Origin of the sequence: Kitasatospora sp. NPDC088548 (genome assembly GCF_044753005.1) — a bacterium.
Taxonomy (GTDB): domain Bacteria; phylum Actinomycetota; class Actinomycetes; order Streptomycetales; family Streptomycetaceae; genus Kitasatospora.
In genome coordinates, this window is the sequence record NZ_JBIVMI010000003.1 from 411,691 (window position 1) to 428,073 (window position 16,383).

Annotated in this window: 21 protein-coding genes and 1 pseudogene; 11 read left to right on the forward strand and 11 right to left on the reverse strand. The window is 74.8% G+C overall.

Going from position 1 to position 16,383, the window contains the following annotated elements; genetic code table 11:
* Nucleotides 1-106: 106 nt before the first annotated feature.
* The 7 genes from ACIP82_RS07220 to ACIP82_RS07250 all read left to right on the forward strand — a co-directional run bounded on the left by ACIP82_RS07220 (nt 107) and on the right by ACIP82_RS07250 (nt 5,076).
* A complete protein-coding gene (locus ACIP82_RS07220; protein ID WP_363606163.1) occupies nt 107-1,426 on the forward strand; it encodes a geranylgeranyl reductase family protein in 1,320 nt (439 codons plus the stop codon).
* Nucleotides 1,427-1,677: 251 nt separating this feature from the next.
* Nucleotides 1,678-2,334, forward strand: a complete 657-nt coding sequence (locus ACIP82_RS07225; protein WP_400651762.1) for a TNT domain-containing protein — start codon at nt 1,678-1,680, stop codon at nt 2,332-2,334.
* 146 nt (nt 2,335-2,480) lie between these two features.
* Nucleotides 2,481-3,095 carry a GNAT family N-acetyltransferase gene (locus ACIP82_RS07230; protein ID WP_400651764.1) on the forward strand — a complete coding sequence of 205 codons (615 nt, stop codon included), beginning with the start codon at nt 2,481-2,483 and terminating at the stop codon, nt 3,093-3,095.
* A 137-nt stretch (nt 3,096-3,232) separates the two neighbouring features.
* Nucleotides 3,233-3,679 (forward strand): HAD family hydrolase, encoded by a 447-nt coding sequence (locus ACIP82_RS07235; protein ID WP_400651766.1) that lies wholly within the window; start codon nt 3,233-3,235, stop codon nt 3,677-3,679.
* Nucleotides 3,680-3,745: 66 nt separating this feature from the next.
* Entirely contained in the window at nt 3,746-4,168 is a 423-nt protein-coding gene (locus ACIP82_RS07240; RefSeq protein WP_400651769.1) for a hypothetical protein, read from the forward strand.
* Nucleotides 4,168-4,491, forward strand: a complete 324-nt coding sequence (locus ACIP82_RS07245) for a PRC-barrel domain containing protein (protein WP_400651771.1) — start codon at nt 4,168-4,170, stop codon at nt 4,489-4,491. Before ACIP82_RS07240 ends, ACIP82_RS07245 begins: the two co-directional genes overlap by 1 nt.
* Before the next feature lie 6 nt (nt 4,492-4,497).
* Nucleotides 4,498-5,076, forward strand: a complete 579-nt coding sequence (locus ACIP82_RS07250) for a type 1 glutamine amidotransferase domain-containing protein (RefSeq protein WP_400651773.1) — start codon at nt 4,498-4,500, stop codon at nt 5,074-5,076.
* A 6-nt stretch (nt 5,077-5,082) separates the two neighbouring features.
* Here ACIP82_RS07250 and ACIP82_RS07255 read toward each other — a convergent pair whose 3' ends face one another.
* The 4 genes and pseudogenes from ACIP82_RS07255 to ACIP82_RS07270 all read right to left on the reverse strand — a co-directional run bounded on the left by ACIP82_RS07255 (nt 5,083) and on the right by ACIP82_RS07270 (nt 8,686).
* The gene (locus ACIP82_RS07255) at nt 5,083-5,937 is read right to left on the reverse strand and encodes a DNA ligase (protein ID WP_363606321.1); all 855 of its coding nucleotides are present in this window, start codon (nt 5,935-5,937) and stop codon (nt 5,083-5,085) included.
* A gap of 132 nt (nt 5,938-6,069) precedes the next feature.
* A pseudogene (ligD, locus tag ACIP82_RS07260) lies at nt 6,070-6,948 on the reverse strand (non-homologous end-joining DNA ligase); the annotation flags it as partial.
* 53 nt (nt 6,949-7,001) lie between these two features.
* Nucleotides 7,002-7,565 carry a TetR family transcriptional regulator gene (locus tag ACIP82_RS07265; RefSeq protein WP_363606152.1) on the reverse strand — a complete coding sequence of 188 codons (564 nt, stop codon included), beginning with the start codon at nt 7,563-7,565 and terminating at the stop codon, nt 7,002-7,004.
* Nucleotides 7,562-8,686, reverse strand: a complete 1,125-nt coding sequence (locus tag ACIP82_RS07270; RefSeq protein WP_400651775.1) for a saccharopine dehydrogenase — start codon at nt 8,684-8,686, stop codon at nt 7,562-7,564. The genes ACIP82_RS07265 and ACIP82_RS07270 overlap by 4 nt, the downstream gene beginning before the upstream one ends.
* Nucleotides 8,687-8,921: 235 nt before the next feature.
* Between ACIP82_RS07270 and ACIP82_RS07275 the strand changes: the two genes are divergently transcribed.
* Complete coding sequence (locus tag ACIP82_RS07275) at nt 8,922-9,524, forward strand: DUF421 domain-containing protein (protein ID WP_400651777.1); 603 nt, start codon at nt 8,922-8,924, stop codon at nt 9,522-9,524.
* A 33-nt stretch (nt 9,525-9,557) separates the two neighbouring features.
* Here ACIP82_RS07275 and ACIP82_RS07280 read toward each other — a convergent pair whose 3' ends face one another.
* Together ACIP82_RS07280 and ACIP82_RS07285 are read right to left on the reverse strand one after the other, a co-directional pair.
* On the reverse strand, nt 9,558-9,878 hold the full coding sequence (locus tag ACIP82_RS07280) for a hypothetical protein (RefSeq protein WP_400651780.1): 321 nt from the start codon (nt 9,876-9,878) through the stop codon (nt 9,558-9,560).
* 83 nt (nt 9,879-9,961) lie between these two features.
* The gene (locus tag ACIP82_RS07285; protein WP_363606146.1) at nt 9,962-10,216 is read right to left on the reverse strand and encodes a hypothetical protein; all 255 of its coding nucleotides are present in this window, start codon (nt 10,214-10,216) and stop codon (nt 9,962-9,964) included.
* 213 nt (nt 10,217-10,429) lie between these two features.
* Between ACIP82_RS07285 and ACIP82_RS07290 the strand changes: the two genes are divergently transcribed.
* Nucleotides 10,430-11,344, forward strand: a complete 915-nt coding sequence (locus ACIP82_RS07290) for a TIGR03619 family F420-dependent LLM class oxidoreductase (RefSeq protein WP_363606145.1) — start codon at nt 10,430-10,432, stop codon at nt 11,342-11,344.
* A gap of 126 nt (nt 11,345-11,470) precedes the next feature.
* Here the strand turns inward: ACIP82_RS07290 and ACIP82_RS07295 are convergent, their stop codons facing one another.
* From ACIP82_RS07295 to ACIP82_RS07305, 3 genes are all read right to left on the reverse strand, one after another.
* Nucleotides 11,471-11,629 (reverse strand): hypothetical protein, encoded by a 159-nt coding sequence (locus ACIP82_RS07295; RefSeq protein WP_363606144.1) that lies wholly within the window; start codon nt 11,627-11,629, stop codon nt 11,471-11,473.
* A gap of 240 nt (nt 11,630-11,869) precedes the next feature.
* The gene (locus tag ACIP82_RS07300; RefSeq protein ID WP_363606143.1) at nt 11,870-12,301 is read right to left on the reverse strand and encodes a VOC family protein; all 432 of its coding nucleotides are present in this window, start codon (nt 12,299-12,301) and stop codon (nt 11,870-11,872) included.
* A gap of 80 nt (nt 12,302-12,381) precedes the next feature.
* Nucleotides 12,382-13,281 (reverse strand): helix-turn-helix domain-containing protein, encoded by a 900-nt coding sequence (locus tag ACIP82_RS07305; protein ID WP_400651785.1) that lies wholly within the window; start codon nt 13,279-13,281, stop codon nt 12,382-12,384.
* 102 nt (nt 13,282-13,383) lie between these two features.
* On the opposite strand from ACIP82_RS07305, the gene ACIP82_RS07310 reads away from it, so the two are divergent.
* The gene (locus ACIP82_RS07310; RefSeq protein ID WP_363606140.1) at nt 13,384-13,818 is read left to right on the forward strand and encodes a CBS domain-containing protein; all 435 of its coding nucleotides are present in this window, start codon (nt 13,384-13,386) and stop codon (nt 13,816-13,818) included.
* Nucleotides 13,819-13,938: 120 nt separating this feature from the next.
* On the opposite strand, the gene ACIP82_RS07315 is transcribed toward ACIP82_RS07310, so the two are convergent.
* Complete coding sequence (locus tag ACIP82_RS07315) at nt 13,939-14,523, reverse strand: pyridoxamine 5'-phosphate oxidase family protein (protein WP_400651788.1); 585 nt, start codon at nt 14,521-14,523, stop codon at nt 13,939-13,941.
* 119 nt (nt 14,524-14,642) lie between these two features.
* On the opposite strand from ACIP82_RS07315, the gene ACIP82_RS07320 reads away from it, so the two are divergent.
* The gene (locus tag ACIP82_RS07320; protein WP_363606137.1) at nt 14,643-15,551 is read left to right on the forward strand and encodes a helix-turn-helix domain-containing protein; all 909 of its coding nucleotides are present in this window, start codon (nt 14,643-14,645) and stop codon (nt 15,549-15,551) included.
* A gap of 312 nt (nt 15,552-15,863) precedes the next feature.
* Here the strand turns inward: ACIP82_RS07320 and ACIP82_RS07325 are convergent, their stop codons facing one another.
* Complete coding sequence (locus ACIP82_RS07325; protein WP_400651791.1) at nt 15,864-16,280, reverse strand: HPP family protein; 417 nt, start codon at nt 16,278-16,280, stop codon at nt 15,864-15,866.
* Nucleotides 16,281-16,383 lie beyond the last annotated feature (103 nt).

Below are 16,383 nucleotides of genomic sequence, written 5' to 3' on the forward strand. Positions count from 1 at the left end.
CCGGTCCTCGGGGCGGGTCAGCGTGTCGGGGCGCGGCACGGCCGTCGCTGTCCCTATCGTCTGAGACCGCTGAGTCCACAGCCGACCAGACCCGTGGGAGTGCGCGATGCCCGGCCCAGAGCAGCAGTTGTCCGGTAACGGCGGCGTCGGCCGCGCGGAGGACGGCGCGGACGTGATCGTGGTCGGCGCGGGCCCGGCGGGCTCCACCACCGCGTACCACCTGGCCCGGACCGGGCTCGACGTGCTGCTGCTGGAGAAGTCGGCCTTCCCCCGCGAGAAGGTCTGCGGGGACGGTCTGACGCCGCGCGTCGTCAAGCAGTTGACCGATCTCGGCATCGACGTCTCCGAGGAGGCCGGCTGGCTGCACAACCGCGGGCTGCGCCTGGTCTCCGGGCGGCGCCGGCTGGAGCTGGACTGGCCGGAGCTGTCGGCCTTCCCGGGGCACGGACTGGTCCGGCGGCGGGCCGACTTCGACGAACTGCTCGCCCGCCGCGCCGCCTCGGCCGGCGCCCGGCTGATCGAACGGGCCTCCGTGGCGGGCCCGTTGCTGGACGAGCGGACCGGCCGGATCATCGGGGTGACGGCCCGCCTCGGCGAGGAGCGGCGGCCCGTCTCCTACCACGCGCCCCTGGTGGTCGCCGCCGACGGCAACTCGACCCGGCTGTCGCTCGCGATGAAGCGCTACCGCCGCACCGACCGGGCGATGGGCGTCGCCTACCGGACGTACTTCACCACCCCCCGGCACGAGGACCGTTACCTGGAGGCCTGGCTGGACCTGCGCGACCCCAGGGACCCGGCCCGCCGCCTGCTGCCCGGCTACGCCTGGGTGTTCGGGATGGGCGACGGTACCGCCAACGTCGGCCTGGGCGTGCTGGACACGGGCGCCGTGGCCCGCGAGCTGGACTGGCGGGACCTGCTCCGGCGCTGGTGCGCCGAGCTGCCCCCCGAGTACGGCTACACCCCCGACGGCGTCACCGAGCCCGTCCGCGGCTCCGCCCTCCCGATGGGCCTCAACCGCCAACCCCACTACGCCGAAGGCCTGTTGCTGGTCGGCGACGCGGGCGGCACGGTCAGCCCGGCGACCGGCGAGGGCATCGCGTACGCGATGGAGTCCGGCCGCTACGCCGCCGAGACGATCGTCCAGGCGCTGGCCCGGCGCACCGACCGCGGCCGTGAACTCGCCCTGCGCGCCTACCCGCAGGCCCTGCGCTCCGCCTACGACGGCTACTTCGCGCTCGGCCGGGTCGTCGCCGACGTGCTGGGCCGCCCCCGGCTGCTCGGCGCGGCCGGTGCGCTCGGCCTCGGCCACCCGGCCCTGCTGAAGGTGGCCTTCCGGCTGATGGTCAACCTGACCGAGCCCAACTCCAGGGACGCCCTCGACCGGCTGCTGCACGCGCTCGGCAGGATCGCGCCCAGCAGTCGGTGACGGCGGACTTGCGTCCGAACGGGGCGCGCGCCCCGCGTGCGACCTTTCAGTTTCCACGCCCTGATGCAGTCCCGCACGCCGGTTGGCCGAAATCGGAGAATTCGACAGCCATATGGATCAGTCGTATTGACGAAGGATCATCTGATCCGATTGCCTAGGTGTCAGCTCGGACACGGAGGGTGACCAGCCGTCCTTCGATCCGCTCCCACGCTGATACGACGTCACTATGACGCCTTTACGACGGAGACATCGTGCGCCTTCGCCTTCGCCTGTTCGTCGCGCCGCTCGCCGCGGTCGTCGCCCTCCTCGCCCCGGGCGTCCCGGCGTCCGCTGCCGCGGCCGGCGCCACCCCGTCCAACGAGTGCTCGGCCGCCGACCACCACGGCGACCCGCGCCTCGGCCCCGAGGACCTGCCGATCACCGGCCCGGTCGGCCGCGAGCTGATCGGCTACAAGCGGACCGGCAACCTCTCCGAGGACAAGTTCCTCGCCACCTACTACAGCCCCACCGCCAACAACGGCAGCCCGGGCTGGATCTACCCGCCGGCCAACGGCTACGTCACGCTGCCCGACGGCACGCCGATCGAGTTCGAGCTCACCCTCTACCCGAACCAGAACATCGACCGCTACGGCAGCGAGTACGGCTCCTTCCTCGCCCCGGAGGGCCTGCCCTACGCCACCCGCTCGATCCCGCCGCAGAGCCTCGACAGCAACCCGGCGGCCACCTGCAACTACCACGACTACAAGGTGCTGAAGCCGTTCAAGGTGCACGCCGGCCCGATCGCCCCCTGGTTCGGCCAGCCCGGCTACGGCCTGCAGTACCAGCTCGACGCCGCCCTGGTGCCGGGCGGCCCGGCCAGGCTGAACGTGCTCTGGCTGGTCGACAACGGCTACCTCGCCCGGATCTGACGGGCTCCGCGCCCGCACCCGCGCCCGGTGGCGGCACGGCCTCACGGCCTGCCGCCACCGGGCGCCGCCGTGACCGCCCCGCGGGTGTCGCGCCGGGCGGTGAAAAACCGGTGGTGCGGGGGCTCGGGGCGGGGTAGGAAGGGCGGATGAACCCCGTGGAAACCACCGCCGACCACCGTCCCTTCGCCCCGGCCACGCTGGACCTGGGCGACCTCCTGCTGCGCCCGTGGAGCCGGGAGACGGACATCCCGGGCGGTGCGGTGGCCGGTGTGATCGCCGCGGCGGCCGATCCCGCGATAGCCCTGTGGAACCCGATCCGCGCCGCCGACCGGGCCGGGGCCGAGGCGTACCTCGACCGCTGGGCGACCGGCTGGGCGAACGGCACCACGGCCGCGTTCGCCGTCACCGACACCGCCGGCGGCGAACTGCTGGGCAATGTCGCCCTGCGGTGGATCGACCGCGCGGACGGGCTGGCGATGATCGGCTACTGGCTGCTGCCGGGCGCCCGGGGCCGCGGCGTCGCCACCCGGGCCACCCGGGCCGTCACCAGCTGGGGCATCGCCACGGCCGGCACCCGCCGGACAGAGATCGCCCACGCGGTGGGGAACGAGGAGTCCTGCCGGGTCGCCGAGCGCTGCGGCTACCCCGCCGAGGGCATTCTGCGCGCCTCCCACCGCTTCGGCGACGGCGAGTACCACGCCGAGCACCTGCACGCCCGGCTCGCCACCGACCCCGAGCCGGCCGCCCTGCCGGTCCGGTGACCGCCCGGCCCGGGCGGTGTGGTGCCGGGAGCGTCCGCGCCGGGCGCGGGCCGGGGGTAGGGGCCTAACCTGGAAGGGCGCGCCGGTGCGTGGTGCGGGAGCGGGGCCCGCGCGGGACGGAACGGGAACGGTGGGCCATGACGGTCATCTCGGCAGCACTCTTCGGAACCGACTGGTGTGACGCGCTGCCCGGTTCCGCCGAGCTGCTGCACGAGTGCGCCGCCCGTGGCTGGACGGTGGTGCTGACCGGGCCGGGCCCGGCCAGGGCGCCCGCCCTGACCGTGACCGACCCGGGCCGCGACCCCGTTCGCGCCGCCCTCGACCTGGTGGACGGCTCGCCGTCGCACGCCGTCTACCTGGCCGGGAGCGTGCGCGAAGTGCGGGCGGCGCGGCAGGCCGGGGTGACGTGCGTCGCGGTGGAGACCGGTGGTGACGGCGGTCCCGAGCTGCGGGCGGCCGGCGCGGCCGAGGTGCACCGCGACGCCGCCGCCCTGCTCCGGGTGCTGGACGACAGCCTGCTGGCCCGCCCCAGGGCCTTCGGTCCGACGACGGCTCCCGCCGCACCGGCCGGCCGGAGCGGTTAACGCACCACCGCACCGGGCAACCGCCCGGGTGTGAGGACGTCACCGGAAGTGTCGGAGGTGACCGAGATGGACGGACCCGCGTTGAGCGGACGGGAACGCCGGCTCCTCGAGGAGATCGAGTGCGACCTCCGCCAGGACACCCGTCTGGACCGGCGGTTGAGCACGATGGGCGCCAAGCAGTCCGGCCGCTTCCGGGGCGTGCTGCACGGCGCGCCGCACCGGGTGCCGCCTGCTGCGCTGCTGACCGCCCTGGTGATGTCGGCGATCTGCCTCAGCATCGGTGTGCGGACGCCGACCGTGCCGGTGCTGACGGCCCTCGGGGTGGTGTGGGCGGCGTCGGTGGCCGTCGCGGCCGCCGCGGCGGTGCTGCTGCGCCGTCGCACCGCGAGCCGTGACCGGCGCGAGGACGACGCGTACGGCCGGAGCGCCGGGCCCGGCGAGCGCCCGGAGCCCCCCGAACGCCGTCCCTGGGACCAACCGGAGGCGTGATGACCACCGACCTGTGGGAGTACCGTCCGGGCTCCCATCACGCTGCCGATCTGAGCCTGGCGGGCTACGAGGTGGAGGCGACCGACGGTCCGCTCGGCCGGGTGGAGAGCGATGCCGCCGACCACCTGCTGGTGGACACCGGGCCCTGGGTGCCCGGCGCCCGGGTGCTCGTCCCGGTCGGGCTGGTGTCCCGGATCGACCACCTGGAACTGGTGGTCCACCTCGACTGCCCGCGCGCCCGGATCCGCTCCGCCCCGCCGCCCTCGGCCGTCGAGCTGACCGCCCGCGGCCGCTCCGCGCTGGCCGAGCACTACACGGGGTGAACCCCGATGCCCCTGGTCACCCTCACCGGCCGGACGGTCGCCTTCCTGGTCGCGCCGAAAGGCGTCGAGCAGGTCGAACTGACCTCCCCCTGGCAGGCCGTGGCCGAGGCCGGAGGCACGCCGAGGCTGGTCTCCACCAAGCCCGGGCGGGTCCAGGCCTTCCGGCACCTGGACCGCGGCGACACCTTCCCGGTGGACGAGGTCGCCGCCGAGGCGGACCTCGTCCGCTACGACGGTCTCGTCCTGCCCGGCGGGGTCGCCAACCCCGACATCCTGCGGATGGATCCGGCCGCCGTCGCCTTCGTCCGCGCCTTCTGCGCGTCCGGCCGGCCGGTCGCGGTGATCTGCCACGGCCCGTGGACGCTGGTGGAGGCGGACGCCGTGCGCGGGCGGACGCTGACCTCCTGGCCGAGCATCCGGACCGATCTGGTCAACGCGGGCGCCCGGTGGGTGGACGAGGAGGTCCACGTCTGCCGGGCGGGCCCGGGCGTCCTGGTCTCCAGCCGCAAGCCGGCCGACCTCCCGGTGTTCAACGACACCCTGGTCACCGAGTTCGCGCACGCCGCCAGGGCCCGGAGACATTAGGCGTCCTCAGTCGCCCCGGAGCCGGACGAAGGCCGCCGTCGGCGGACGCCCGGGGGTGACGGTGACCTCGGCCCGCAGTGCCGCGGTCAGCGGCAGGATGCTCCCGTGGTCCGGGTCGCGCACCGGTGGGCCCAGCCGGCCGGCCGCCGCCTCCGTGACCCGGTGGGCCTGCACCGGGGTCAGCCGCGGGGCGGAGAGCAGGACCCGGCCGTCGTCGAGTTCCAGGACCAGCGCGAGCGGCCGGGCGGGCGTTCCCACGACGGCGCGCACCGTCGCGTCGACGGTGTCACCGCGCCGGTACTTCACCCAGAGCCGGCCGGCGCCGCGGGCACGGTAGCCGGAGCCGGCGGCCTTGCAGACCAGGCCCTCCACACCGGTGTCGGCCAGCCGCTCCATCCAGCTCATCGCCTCCGCCCGGTCGGTGGTCGCCAGCACCGGCTGGACCGGCGGCGGTACGTCGGCGAGCGCCGCGAGCAGCAGCCGGCGCCGGTCGGTGAGCGGCAGCCGCCGCACGTCGCGCCCGGGCAGGGCGAGGACGTCGAAGGCGATCAGGCCGAGGGCCACGTCGCCGGCCGTCCGGTCCTGCCGGGTGCGGAGCAGTTCCTCGAAGGCGAACCGGCCGTCGTGCCAGGCGACCAGCTCCGCGTCCAGCACCAGCCCGGCGGGCAGCCGGGCGACGGCGGCGGCGATCGAGGGGAAGTCGGGCGCGAGATCCCGCCCGGAGCGGGACTGGAGGTACGGCGGGCGCCGGCCGCGCGCGAAGGCCACACAGCGGAAGCCGTCCAGCTTGAGCTCGTACAGCACACCCCCGCCGCCCAGCCCGTCCTGCGGTGGGACGGCCGGCACGGCGGCCGGGCGCATCACCTCCACCGGCGGCTCCAGGACGACGGGACCGGCGGGCCGGGCGGCGCGAGCCCCGGCGGCCGCCGGGGCAGTGGGGGCCGTGCCAGCAGGGGGAGCCGGGGCAGGGGGAGCCGCCGACCGGGCGGCCGGCGGCAGCGGACGGGCTCGTGCCGGGTCGAGCAGCGGCGCGAGGAGATCCCCGTGCTCGGCCAGCCGCCCCGGCACCTCCGCGATGGTGAACACCAGCTCCTCCGCCGACCGTGCCCGCGCGAGCTCCGCCCAGGAGAGCGGTGCGGAGACCGTCGGGCGGGCCCGGGCCCGGACGGTGTAGGGCGCGGCGGTGGTCTTCCTGGCGGCGTTCTGCGACCAGTCCACCAGCACCCGCCCGGTGCGCCGGGCCTTCGCCATGGTGTGCACCACCAGGTCCGGACGCTCCGCCTCCAGCGCGGCGGCCAGCTGTTTGGCGTACCCGGAGACCCGTGCGCTCGGCGTCGGTTCCAGCGGCACCATCAGGTGCAGCCCCTTGGACCCGGAGGTCTTCACCCAGGCGTCGAGCCCGTCCGCCGCCAGCCGTTCACGCAGCAGCCCGGCCACCGTCCGGCAGGTCAGCACGGAGGCGCCCTCGCCCGGGTCGAGGTCCAGGACCAGCCGGTCGGCGAGCCCGGGCGCGGCGGCGTGCCACTGCGGCACGTGCAGCTCCAGGCAGCCGAGGTTCGCCGCCCAGAGCAGGGCGGCGCCGTCGTCCAGGACCACCTGCCGAAGGTCTCCGCCGTCGCTCGGCACCTCCACCGTGCGCACCCAGCGCGGGGTCCCGGCGGGCGGGTTCCTGGCGATGAACACCTCGCCCTCCACCCCGTCCGGGCAGCGCAGGAAGGAGACCGGACGGTCGCGCAGGTGCGGCAGCAGAGCGGTGTGCACGGCCGCGTAGTAGCGCAGTACCTCGCCCTTGAGCGTGCCCGTCCGCGGGTAGTACACCTTGTCGAGGTGCGAGAGCGCGAGGGTGCGCCCGTCCACCACCATCTGCGGCATGGCCGCCTCCGAGCCTCCGCCGGGCCTCCGTTGCCAGTCTGCCCGGCGGGTCCCTACGGCGCGAGCAGGGCCCGGGCGGTCCGGACCAGTTCCTCGTCGGCCGCCGGGTCGCGCTCGCCCGCGATGCCGGAGCGGAACAGCGCCGCGCCCTCGACGAGCATCACGAACACCTGCGCCCGGGCCCGCCGCACCGGCTCCGGCAGCTCGGGCCGGCGCGCCGCGAGGAACGCCGCGACCTGGTCCCGGTACTCGGCGTAGAAGGCCCGGACGGCGCCCGCCACCGCCTCGTCGCGGGCCGCCAGCGCCCACAGTTCGGCGAACAGCCGGACCAGCCGGGCGTCGTCCTGCTCGGCCAGCAGCGCCCGGACCAGCTGGGCCTCCTCGGCCGGCTGCCCGAGCAGCGGCGCCAGCCGTTCCGCCGACCGTCCGAGCACCCGCTCCAGCACGGCGGCGACCAGCGCCGCGTACGTCGGGAAGTAGTACTGCAGATGCCCGAGCCGGACGCCCGCCGCCGCCGCGACCGCCCGCATCGACAGCTCGGTGCCGCCTGCGGTGGCCAGCAACTCCTCGGCCGCGTCCAGCAGTTGCGCCCGCCGCTGTTCGCCCTTGCCGCTCACGCGGCGGCCCCGGTCCGGCTGTCGGCGCCCGTTCGCGTGTCGGCGCGGACGGCGACGGTGACGCCGACCGCCGCGAGATCGGCCAGGACCTGGTCCGGCCGGGGCGTCTGCTCGGGGAACGCCACACCCACCGGCGGCGCGGCGCCGTCCGTGCCCAGGGCCCGGCGCAGGCCCAGCAGTGCGCCGACCGCCGTCAGATGGGCCTGCCCCGCGCGGTCCTCCACCACCGCGCTCAGCCCGTGTCCGCCGTGCCCGACGTCGATCCGCAGCCGGGCCACGCCGCCCGCGCCCGGTGAGTACAGCAGAGCGCGGCGGGCGGGCTCCCAGCGCTCGCCCCGGCCCCAGCGGAAGAGCCCGGCGTGCTTGGCGGCGAGCAGCGCCGTGGTGCTGGCCCGGGAGCTGAAGCCGATCCTGGTGGCGGCCGTGGTGGTGCCGAGGGTGAGCGGGAGGGTGAACTGCTCGGGGGTGTCGATCCCGGCGACCCGGGTGGGGGAGTCGCCGATCCGGACGGTGCGCGGGCCGCTGAGCGGGGCCACCGAACGGCGGCGGCCGTCCCGCACCACCTCGTAGTCGAGGCCGAGCCGGTCCATGAACTCCACCGAGTCGGCGCCGGCCCGGTCCGCGAGGTCCCACCGGATGGCGGTCTCGACCCGGTCGGCCCCGCCGAGCCGCTCCGCCAGGGCGGCCGTGACCAGGCTGGTCACCCCGCCCATCCAGGCGGAGGAGAGCAGCACCGGCGCCGTCGGACGCAGCAGTGCCGCCACGGTGGCGGCCCGTTGCAGCCGAGCCGTCCAGCGGGTCACGTCGACGTAGGGGACGCCGGACCGGACGGCTGCGCGCAGCACCCGGTCGTCGGGGTCGTTGACCACGCTCGCCACGGCGCGGACGGCGGCGGTGAAGGGCGTCGGGTCGGTGAGGTCCCAGCGCCGTACCTCGGTGCCGCCGAGCTCCTGCGCGAGTGCGGCCCCGCGCTGTTCCGAGCGGCCGGTCAGCAGCAGCGGCCAGTGGGAGGCGGCGAGCCGCGCCAGTTCCGTGCCGACGGTGCCGTAGCCGCCGACCAGGAGGACGGGGCCGTCGGCGTCGAAGGTCAGGTCGTCGTGGACGTCCTTGAGGAGGTTCATGCGACAAAAATAGGTCATCCGACCTAAAGGAGCCGTCAGTGCCGCCCGGACCCGACGCCCCGCTCTGCCCGGCCGCGTCGCCGGACCGGACCGGACCGGACCAGACCGGACCGGACCAGACCGGGGCGGGGCGGGGCGGGGTGCCGGGGTGTCGGGCAGGGCGTGGGGGCCGACGCGCGTAGCGTCGGTGCTCGGGCTGTTGCCGCCCCACCGGCGGGCTTGCGAGGAGCGGGGTATGTGGCGCGACCTGGTGATCATTCAGATGCCGGTCATCGAGAAGATCATTCGCACGGTCGCGGTCTACGCCCTGCTCGTGCTGCTGTTCCGACTGGCCGGAAAACGCGGCCTCGCCGGCCTCAACACCTTCGACTTCGTGGTCATCTTCCTGCTGTCGAACGTCGTGCAGAACGCCGTCATCGGCGCGGACAACAGCCTCCTCGGCGGTGTGGTCGGGGCGGTGACCCTGGTCGCCGTCAACTCCGCGGTGACCCGCTGGCTGGCCGGCGATCCGAGGGCGGCACGGCTGCTGGAGGGGACCGCGACCACCGTCGTCCGGGACGGCGCCCTGGTGCCCGGGGCGGTACGGCGCCTGGCGCTGCGCCCCTCGGAGATCAAACACGCCGTCCGCATGCAGAACGGCGACAGCATCAGCGATGTCCGCACCGGGCGGCTGGAGCCGGACGGACAGCTGGTCATCACGCTCAAGCCCGCGGAGCAGGGCGCCACCCGCGGTGACATCGCCGCGTTGCAGCGGCGGCTCACCGCGATCGAGGAACTGCTGTCGGCCCTCGCCGAACACAGGGCCGATCCCGACGGCCCGCGGCCGTCGGGATCCTGACCCGGGGGGGGGGGAGGGACGGCCGGACGCCCCTCAGGACACCTTCAGCCGTCGCGGCCCGGCCGCGCCGCCCTCGTCACGGGGCACGGCCGGCGGGTGGACGGCCTCCGGGAAGGCGGGCGGGCCGGCGGACGCGGCGACCTCGGGAGGCGGCGGCGCGTGATGCGCCGACCGCAGCCAGCGCGCCAGGGTGTGGACGAACCCCGGGCCGAGCGCCGCCACGTGGTGGAGCTGCTGGAGGTCGCCCCTGCCGAGCGGCACGCCGGCCTGGGTGAGAGCGGCCAGGACGGGATGGACGAGGGCCCAGTTCGTCCGGGCTGCGGGAGGGTGGCCGGTATGCGCGGGGTCTGTCACGGTGGGAACAACCCGCGCCGGCCTCCGCTGGTCACGCTCCGCCGCCGATGGACCCGGCCGGGCACGCCCGAAGGTGTGAACCTTCAGTCCGGGTCGCCGTCCGTGACCGAGGCGCGCAACCGGGCGACCACCGCGGCGGCCGCCTCCCGGGTCACCGGGTCCGGATCGCGCAGGCGCTCCCCCAGGAGCTCGATGGCGGCGCCGATCACCGCCGCCGGAAGGACGACCTCCCGGAGCGCGAGCATCTGCGCGGCCGCCCGTTGCCCGGCACTCTCCGGGCCCTGCGGGGGAATCACGGCTGACCTCGTCGTCGAGGAACGGTCGCTCCCGTTGCTCATCGCGTACCTCCGTGTCGTTGTGCGGCCGGCCGTCGGCGGGCCGTGCGCGCCTGCGGGCCCCGCCGGGTCAGGACGGTGGCCTGCCAGCACCACCTGCACAACCGCTGTGGCCGCCGGTGGTTACGGCCGGGCCCGGCTGTAACCACCGGCGGTACCGAACCGGATTCCCGGGTAGGACAGCATTCTTCGAGTAAGACCTGAGGAGGTTTTCTGATGCGGATCGGATTCTCCGTTCCCCAGTTCGGCGTCTTCGCCGACCCGGATCTCGTCGTCGAGTCCAGCCGGGCACTGGAGGCCATGGGATACGACAGCCTGTGGGTCGGTGACCGGATCCTCGGGCCGGTCGAGCCCAGCGACCCGTACCCGGGCGGTGATCCCATGCCCGAGGAGTTCGCCACCAACCTGGACCCGCTGCTCACACTGACCCTGGCCGCCACCGCCACCGAGCGGGTACGGCTGGGCAGCAGCACCCTCAACGCCCTCTGGCAGCCGCCCGTTCTGCTCGCCCGGACCCTGACCACCCTGGACCTGCTGAGCCACGGGCGCCTGGATGTCGGCATCGGCCTGGGCTGGCTGCGCGACGAGTACACCGCGGCCGGCGTGCCCTGGCAGGGCCGGGGCGCCCGCCTGGAGGAGACGCTCGACCTCCTGGAGGCCATCTGGACGTCGGACGTGGTGGCGCACCGGGGGGCGCTGTTCGACGTCCCGGCGTCCCGGATCCCCCGCAAGCCCGCGCAGCGGCCACGGCCGCCGATCCTGCTGGGCGGGTTCGGCCCGGCGGCGTTGGAACGGGTCGGACGCCGGGGTGACGGCTGGCTGGCGGCGGCGATGCCGCTGCCCCATCTGACCGGTCTCTGGGGCCTGGCCCTGCGGGCGGCCGAAGAGGCGGACCGGGATCCGGCCCGGCTGCGCATGGTCGTACGGGCGAATCCGACCATCACCGCGTCCCCGGCCGATCCGGCGCACACCCACAAGCGGGGGACGGTCCGTCAGGTTTGCGACTATCTGCGTTCCGCCGTCGAGGCGGGGGCGGACGAGGTCTTCGTCGACGCCCAGCTGACCACCTCCACGGCGGACGAACTCCTGGATCTCGCCCAGGAGTTCATCACGGTCCTGCGCAAGGGCTAGGGACGATTCCCGGGGCGGTGCCGACCGCCGCCCTGCCACCGCCCCGTGCCCGGGAAGCCCTGGGCGCGGGGCGGCGGTTTCCGGGGGCCGTCTTCACCCCCGGCCGGGAGCGCGGACGGCCGCCGGTCATCTGCGCGAGTGGCGGCCGAGGGACACGCCGCCGAAGACGAGCGCGACGACGAACAGCACGATGCCGATGATCATCAGCCAGAGCAGGCCCTTGACCAGGGCGCCGACGAAGCCGAAGACCACCGCGAGCAGCACGATGATCAGGAAGAGAATCATCGGGGACTCCTGTCGACGAGGGAACGGGGAGGGGGAGGGGGAAGCCGGCCCGGCGCCCGGCGGCGCCCTCGGCCCTGTCGTCCGGCCTGCGTACGATCGCCTCTTCTCACGGTCCGTGGCCGGACCGGAAGCCGACCCGGTGCTCCCGCTCCTTCCGAGCCTTGTCGTCCCCCGGGCCGCCTGCAACCGGAGGGGTGGAAGCGGGGCCCCGGGCGCGCGTACGCCCGCGCGCCCGTCCGGTCAGCCCCGGCCGGCCGCCGGAGGCCGCGGGGCGCCCGGGTAGGTGCCGAAGGACCAGTGGTTGCCCTCCGGATCGGCGGCGGCGAAGTCGCGCGAGCCGTAGTCGGTCTCGTGCGGCCCGGTGGTGATGCGGGCGCCGGCCGCGACCGCACGCGCGTGCACGCCGTCCGGGTCGGCCGTGACCACGTACGCCGTGAAGCCGCCCGTCCGGCCGGGCCAGGGGTGGCTGCCGTCCGGGGTCTCCCGGTCGGAGCCCAGCATCACACCGCCGCCCTCGGGCCAGGCGAGTTCGGCGTGCGCGACGAACTCGCCCTCGCCGTACGTGACGACCTCCTGGAAGCCGAAGGCGTCGACCAGGAAGCGGATCAGGGCCCGGGCGTCGCGGGCGTGCAGGCTGGGCCAGACCTGCGGAGCGGGAGTCGGAGTGTCCATGGCTGCGTGCCTCCTCGGAGCGGGGTCGCCTGGGGCGGGGCCGACGACTCCCGCCAGGCGGGCGAATCGTCGGACCCGCCCTACTCAGGCCGGGGTGACGGCTCCCACTCTGCCGCCGCCGTGCCCGCCCCGCCTTGGACGTTTCGGAACTTCACCGCGTCCGGCCCCTCCGCGGCCAGCCAGGCGCTCGGCGCGCACCCGGCCAGCGCCCGGAACTCGCGGGCCAGATGGGCCTGGTCGAAGTAACCGCAGGAGACGGCCGGCTCCGCGAGCCGGGGCCGGGGCCCGGACGCGGCGAGCAGCCGGCGGGCCCGGTCGAAGCGGATCACCCGGGCGGCGGCCTTCGGCGTCAGCCCGGTCTCCTGGCGGAACCGGTCGCGCAGATGGCGGCCGCTCCACCCGGTCTCCCGCGCCAGCTCCGCCACCGGCAGTGTCCCGCCGCTGCGGCGGAGCGCCCGCCAGGCCCACCCGACCTCGGCCGGCACCCGTCCGGACGGGCGGGCGGCCCGCAGCAGCGCCCCGTCCAGCACGGCGAACCGCTCGGGCCAGCCGGCGGCGGTCCGCAGTTCCTCCTGGAGGCGCTCGCCGAACGGGCCGAGGACGTCCTCGGCCGGCAGGCTGATCCCGGCCAGCTCCCCGGCGGGCAGGCCGAACAGCGCCCGGGCGGCCAGCGGGTGGACGGCGAGCTGGACACCCGACTGGCGGCCGTCGTGGGTGATCAGCGCGGGGGAGGTGTGCAGCCCGCCGAGGAGGGTGGCGTAGACGGCGGGAGGCTGCGCGGGATCGGGGTGTCCGGCGATGGTGAGCGGCTCGTCCAGCGTGAGGATGAAGGTCAGGTACGGCGACGGCAGGCCCCGGTGCACGGCGGGCGCGATGCCGCGCCGGCGGTACCCGGAGTACCAGGCCACATACGGGCGCAGCGCCGTCGCGGGCCGGGCCCGCACGGCTTCGTCGACCACCTCGGCGAGATCCTGGGTCACGCCTCCAGTATCGGGCGGTGGGCTCGCGGGCCGCCAAAGTGTTGCTTATGGTGATCGCAGAGGTACACCGAGAGCTCGGGGGAGACCTGTGAAGGAGTCCCAGTGACCACTGCCCGAGACATCATGCACACCGGCGCCCAGTGCATCCGCGCCGACCAGACCCTCGCCGAAGCCGCCATGATGATGCGCGACATGCACGTCGGCGCCCTCCCGATCTGCGGCAACGACCAGAAGCTGAAGGGCATCATCACCGACCGCGACATCGTCGTCCGATGTATCGCGGAGGGCAAGGAACCGGCCGACATGACGGCCATGGAGCTGGCCGGGCACCTGCACTGTGTCCGTGCCGAGGACAGCATGGACGTGGTGCTGAAGAAGATGGAGCAGCACCAGATCCGCCGTATCCCGGTCATCGACGGGGAGCGCCTGGTCGGCATGATCAGCGAGGCTGACCTCGCCATGGGGCACCGCGAGGGACACCGGCTGACGGATCAGCAGATCATCGATTTCATGGACAGCGTCTACATGAAGCGGTAGTTCACCCGCCCGCCCAAGGCGGCCGGGAGCCCTCGCGCGGTGCTGCGCGAGGGCTCCCGGCCGTGGACGGCGGCACGGGCGTCGTCGTCACGCCGACGCCGGTGTGCCGACGGCCTCTGGTCATGCGGGGCGCGGCGGGAGGGGCAGGGGGAGCGCGGGGAGGCCGTCGATGCTGCTGCCGACGTACTCCTTGCCCTCGCAGTAGGTGTTGAACTCGTCCTCCGTCTTGCGGCCGAAGTACTGCTCGTGCAGGTCGCGGTCGGACCGGTAGTCCATCAGCGGGACGGCGAACCCGCAGGAGTCGCTGACCCGGTCGGCCCTCACCAGCACGATCGCACGCAGCCCGGAGCCGTCGGCGCCCTCGTCGAACCGGCCCAGCAGGCCGGCGAAGCGCGGGTCGTCGCGGAACACCGGCTCGCCCCGGCCGTGCACCCGCACCACGGTGGGCGGGCCGTCGAAGGCGCACCACATCAGGGTGATCCGGCCGTTCTCCCGCAGATGGGCGATGGTCTCGGCGGTCGAGCCGCCGAAGTCGAGGTAGGCGACGGTGAGTTCGTCGATCACGGCGAGGGTGCCGGACCGGCCCTTCGGTGAGACGTTGACGTGTCCGTCGGCGGCGAGCGGCGCGGTGGCGACGAAGTAGACGGGCTGACTTTCGATGAACTTCCGCAGTCGGCCGTCGATGCGTTCGTAAGTCTTTCCCATGCGGATGATTGTGCCTCATCTCGCCTGCCAAGAAAACTGTTCTCACCTGTCGAGACAACGCCCCTGCCCTATGATAGGTCGTGCGCATGCCAATCGGTGGGCCGACCATGGGAGTTGCGATGGACCTGGAACACGGGGCGATGGATGCGGAGTGCGAGATGGCGTACGGCGCACCGGCGGAGCCGCTCCGTCCGTACGTCCTCGGCTACCGGGGTTACGACATGACGCTCCGTCAGCCCAGGCGCCGGCTGGAGGTGCCGACCGACGTCGTCACCTTGGCGATCGGCTTCGAGGGCGCCATGCGGCTGACCGACGCGGTGGCCGCGACACCGCCGGAGTCGTTCGGCTCGGTGGCCGCCGGGCTGCGCCGCACGGCGACGATCGCCGAGCACGGCGGCCGGCTCTACGGCCTCACGGTCTCGCTCACGCCCCAGGGCGCCTTCCACCTCCTCGGGCCGGCGGCAGGCGAGTTGGGCGGCCAGTGGGCCGACGCCGGGGAGGTGCTGGGCAAGTCGCTGCGCGGCCTGGCCGGCCGACTGGCGGAGGCCCCCGGCTGGGGCGCGCGGTTCGCGCTCCTCGACGCCTTCTTCGCGTCCCGGCTGGTGGACGGACGGCCGTGGGAGCCCTCCGTCGCCTGGGCCTGGCACGAACTGCGCCGCTCCCACGGGCTGGTGCCGGTCAGGGCGCTGGTGGAGGGCACCGGCTGGAGCCGCCGGCGCCTCGAACTGCGCTTCCGCGAGCACCTCGGGGTGCCGCCGAAACAGGTCGCGAAGATCATCCGCCTGCAGCGGACGCTGACGGTGCTGGAGCGGCGACCGGACTGGGACGGCGCCCGGATCGCCTCGCAGTGCGGGTTCTACGACCAGTCGCACCTCGACCGCACCTTCCGGGGGATGGTGGGCTGCTCCCCACGCGAGTTCCTCGCCTCCCGCCGGGCGGCCGTCCCGCCCGAACCGACGGACCGCTTGGCGGGACGGGTGACCAGCGCCGTCCTGGCGGCGGGCCGGCCCCGCCACCACGCGGGCTGACCCCCGGGCTCGTTCTCCGCGGGGGCGTCGTGCGGCCCGCCGCTCCGAAACTGCGCATTCGTACAAGACGACGATTGCGACCGTCCGCCATGCTCGGAGCGACCGGCCGGTACGGGGGACCGGCCGGGCATACGGCAGACGGGCCCGGCGGTCGGCGGCTGAGAGCCGCGCCGGCGGCTCCTGCCCGGCGCTACGCGGCTTCGGGGCGCACTCCGCCCCTGGTGGACGAAGTCCACCAGGGGCGGCATGAGCGGGGTGAGCGAGGTCCAGGGGGCGGAATCGTCCGGTTCCCCGTGGACCCGTCCGCTCGTGTCAGCAGCCGGTCCGGGGCGGGCCGGACGGCGCCCGGAGGTTGAGCAGGCCGATGACGTGGCCGTCGTGGTCCACCACCGGCCACGCGTCCAGGCCCCGGGAGCGCATGGCGGCGGCCGCGACCGTGGCGGGCATGTCGGCGGTGGCGAACGGGGCGCGGTCGTGCACGATGTCGCGGACCGGGGTGCGTTCGGTGTACCAGGACCGGGCCTGGAACGGCGCGAGGTGCAGGCGGGTCAGCAGCCCGGCGCAGCGGCCCTCCTCGTCGCGGACCAGGGCGTGGTCGGCGCCGGAGCTCCGGAGGATGTCCATCGCCGTGTCGACCATGACATCGTCGCTGATCTGCAGCTCCGGGCGTGTCATGAGGTCGCCGACCGTGGCGGTGGCGGCGGTGGGGTGTTCGAGCGTGACGGTCATGGGCGTGGCTCCTTCGCGTCGGTCCCGCCGATGACGGCGGCGATCAGGGCACTGGCGGGGAGAGCGTTCGACGGGGCCGCGGGCTTCGGCGTCCGGCGTCCGT

Bases quoted from the DNA above. Each gene is read 5' to 3' on its own strand.
- ACIP82_RS07220 (WP_363606163.1), top strand. From the start codon at position 107: ATGCCCGGCCCAGAGCAGCAGTTGTCCGGTAACGGCGGCGTCGGCCGC.
- ACIP82_RS07230 (WP_400651764.1), top strand. From the start codon at position 2,481: ATGAACCCCGTGGAAACCACCGCCGACCACCGTCCCTTCGCCCCGGCC.
- ACIP82_RS07235 (WP_400651766.1), top strand. From the start codon at position 3,233: ATGACGGTCATCTCGGCAGCACTCTTCGGAACCGACTGGTGTGACGCG.
- ACIP82_RS07240 (WP_400651769.1), top strand. From the start codon at position 3,746: ATGGACGGACCCGCGTTGAGCGGACGGGAACGCCGGCTCCTCGAGGAG.
- ACIP82_RS07245 (WP_400651771.1), top strand. From the start codon at position 4,168: ATGACCACCGACCTGTGGGAGTACCGTCCGGGCTCCCATCACGCTGCC.
- ACIP82_RS07250 (WP_400651773.1), top strand. From the start codon at position 4,498: ATGCCCCTGGTCACCCTCACCGGCCGGACGGTCGCCTTCCTGGTCGCG.
- ACIP82_RS07255 (WP_363606321.1), bottom strand. From the start codon at position 5,937: ATGCGCCCGGCCGCCGTGCCGGCCGTCCCACCGCAGGACGGGCTGGGC.
- ACIP82_RS07270 (WP_400651775.1), bottom strand. From the start codon at position 8,686: ATGAACCTCCTCAAGGACGTCCACGACGACCTGACCTTCGACGCCGAC.
- ACIP82_RS07275 (WP_400651777.1), top strand. From the start codon at position 8,922: ATGTGGCGCGACCTGGTGATCATTCAGATGCCGGTCATCGAGAAGATC.
- ACIP82_RS07285 (WP_363606146.1), bottom strand. From the start codon at position 10,216: ATGAGCAACGGGAGCGACCGTTCCTCGACGACGAGGTCAGCCGTGATT.
- ACIP82_RS07290 (WP_363606145.1), top strand. From the start codon at position 10,430: ATGCGGATCGGATTCTCCGTTCCCCAGTTCGGCGTCTTCGCCGACCCG.
- ACIP82_RS07295 (WP_363606144.1), bottom strand. From the start codon at position 11,629: ATGATTCTCTTCCTGATCATCGTGCTGCTCGCGGTGGTCTTCGGCTTC.
- ACIP82_RS07300 (WP_363606143.1), bottom strand. From the start codon at position 12,301: ATGGACACTCCGACTCCCGCTCCGCAGGTCTGGCCCAGCCTGCACGCC.
- ACIP82_RS07315 (WP_400651788.1), bottom strand. From the start codon at position 14,523: ATGGGAAAGACTTACGAACGCATCGACGGCCGACTGCGGAAGTTCATC.
- ACIP82_RS07320 (WP_363606137.1), top strand. From the start codon at position 14,643: ATGGACCTGGAACACGGGGCGATGGATGCGGAGTGCGAGATGGCGTAC.
- ACIP82_RS07325 (WP_400651791.1), bottom strand. From the start codon at position 16,280: ATGACCGTCACGCTCGAACACCCCACCGCCGCCACCGCCACGGTCGGC.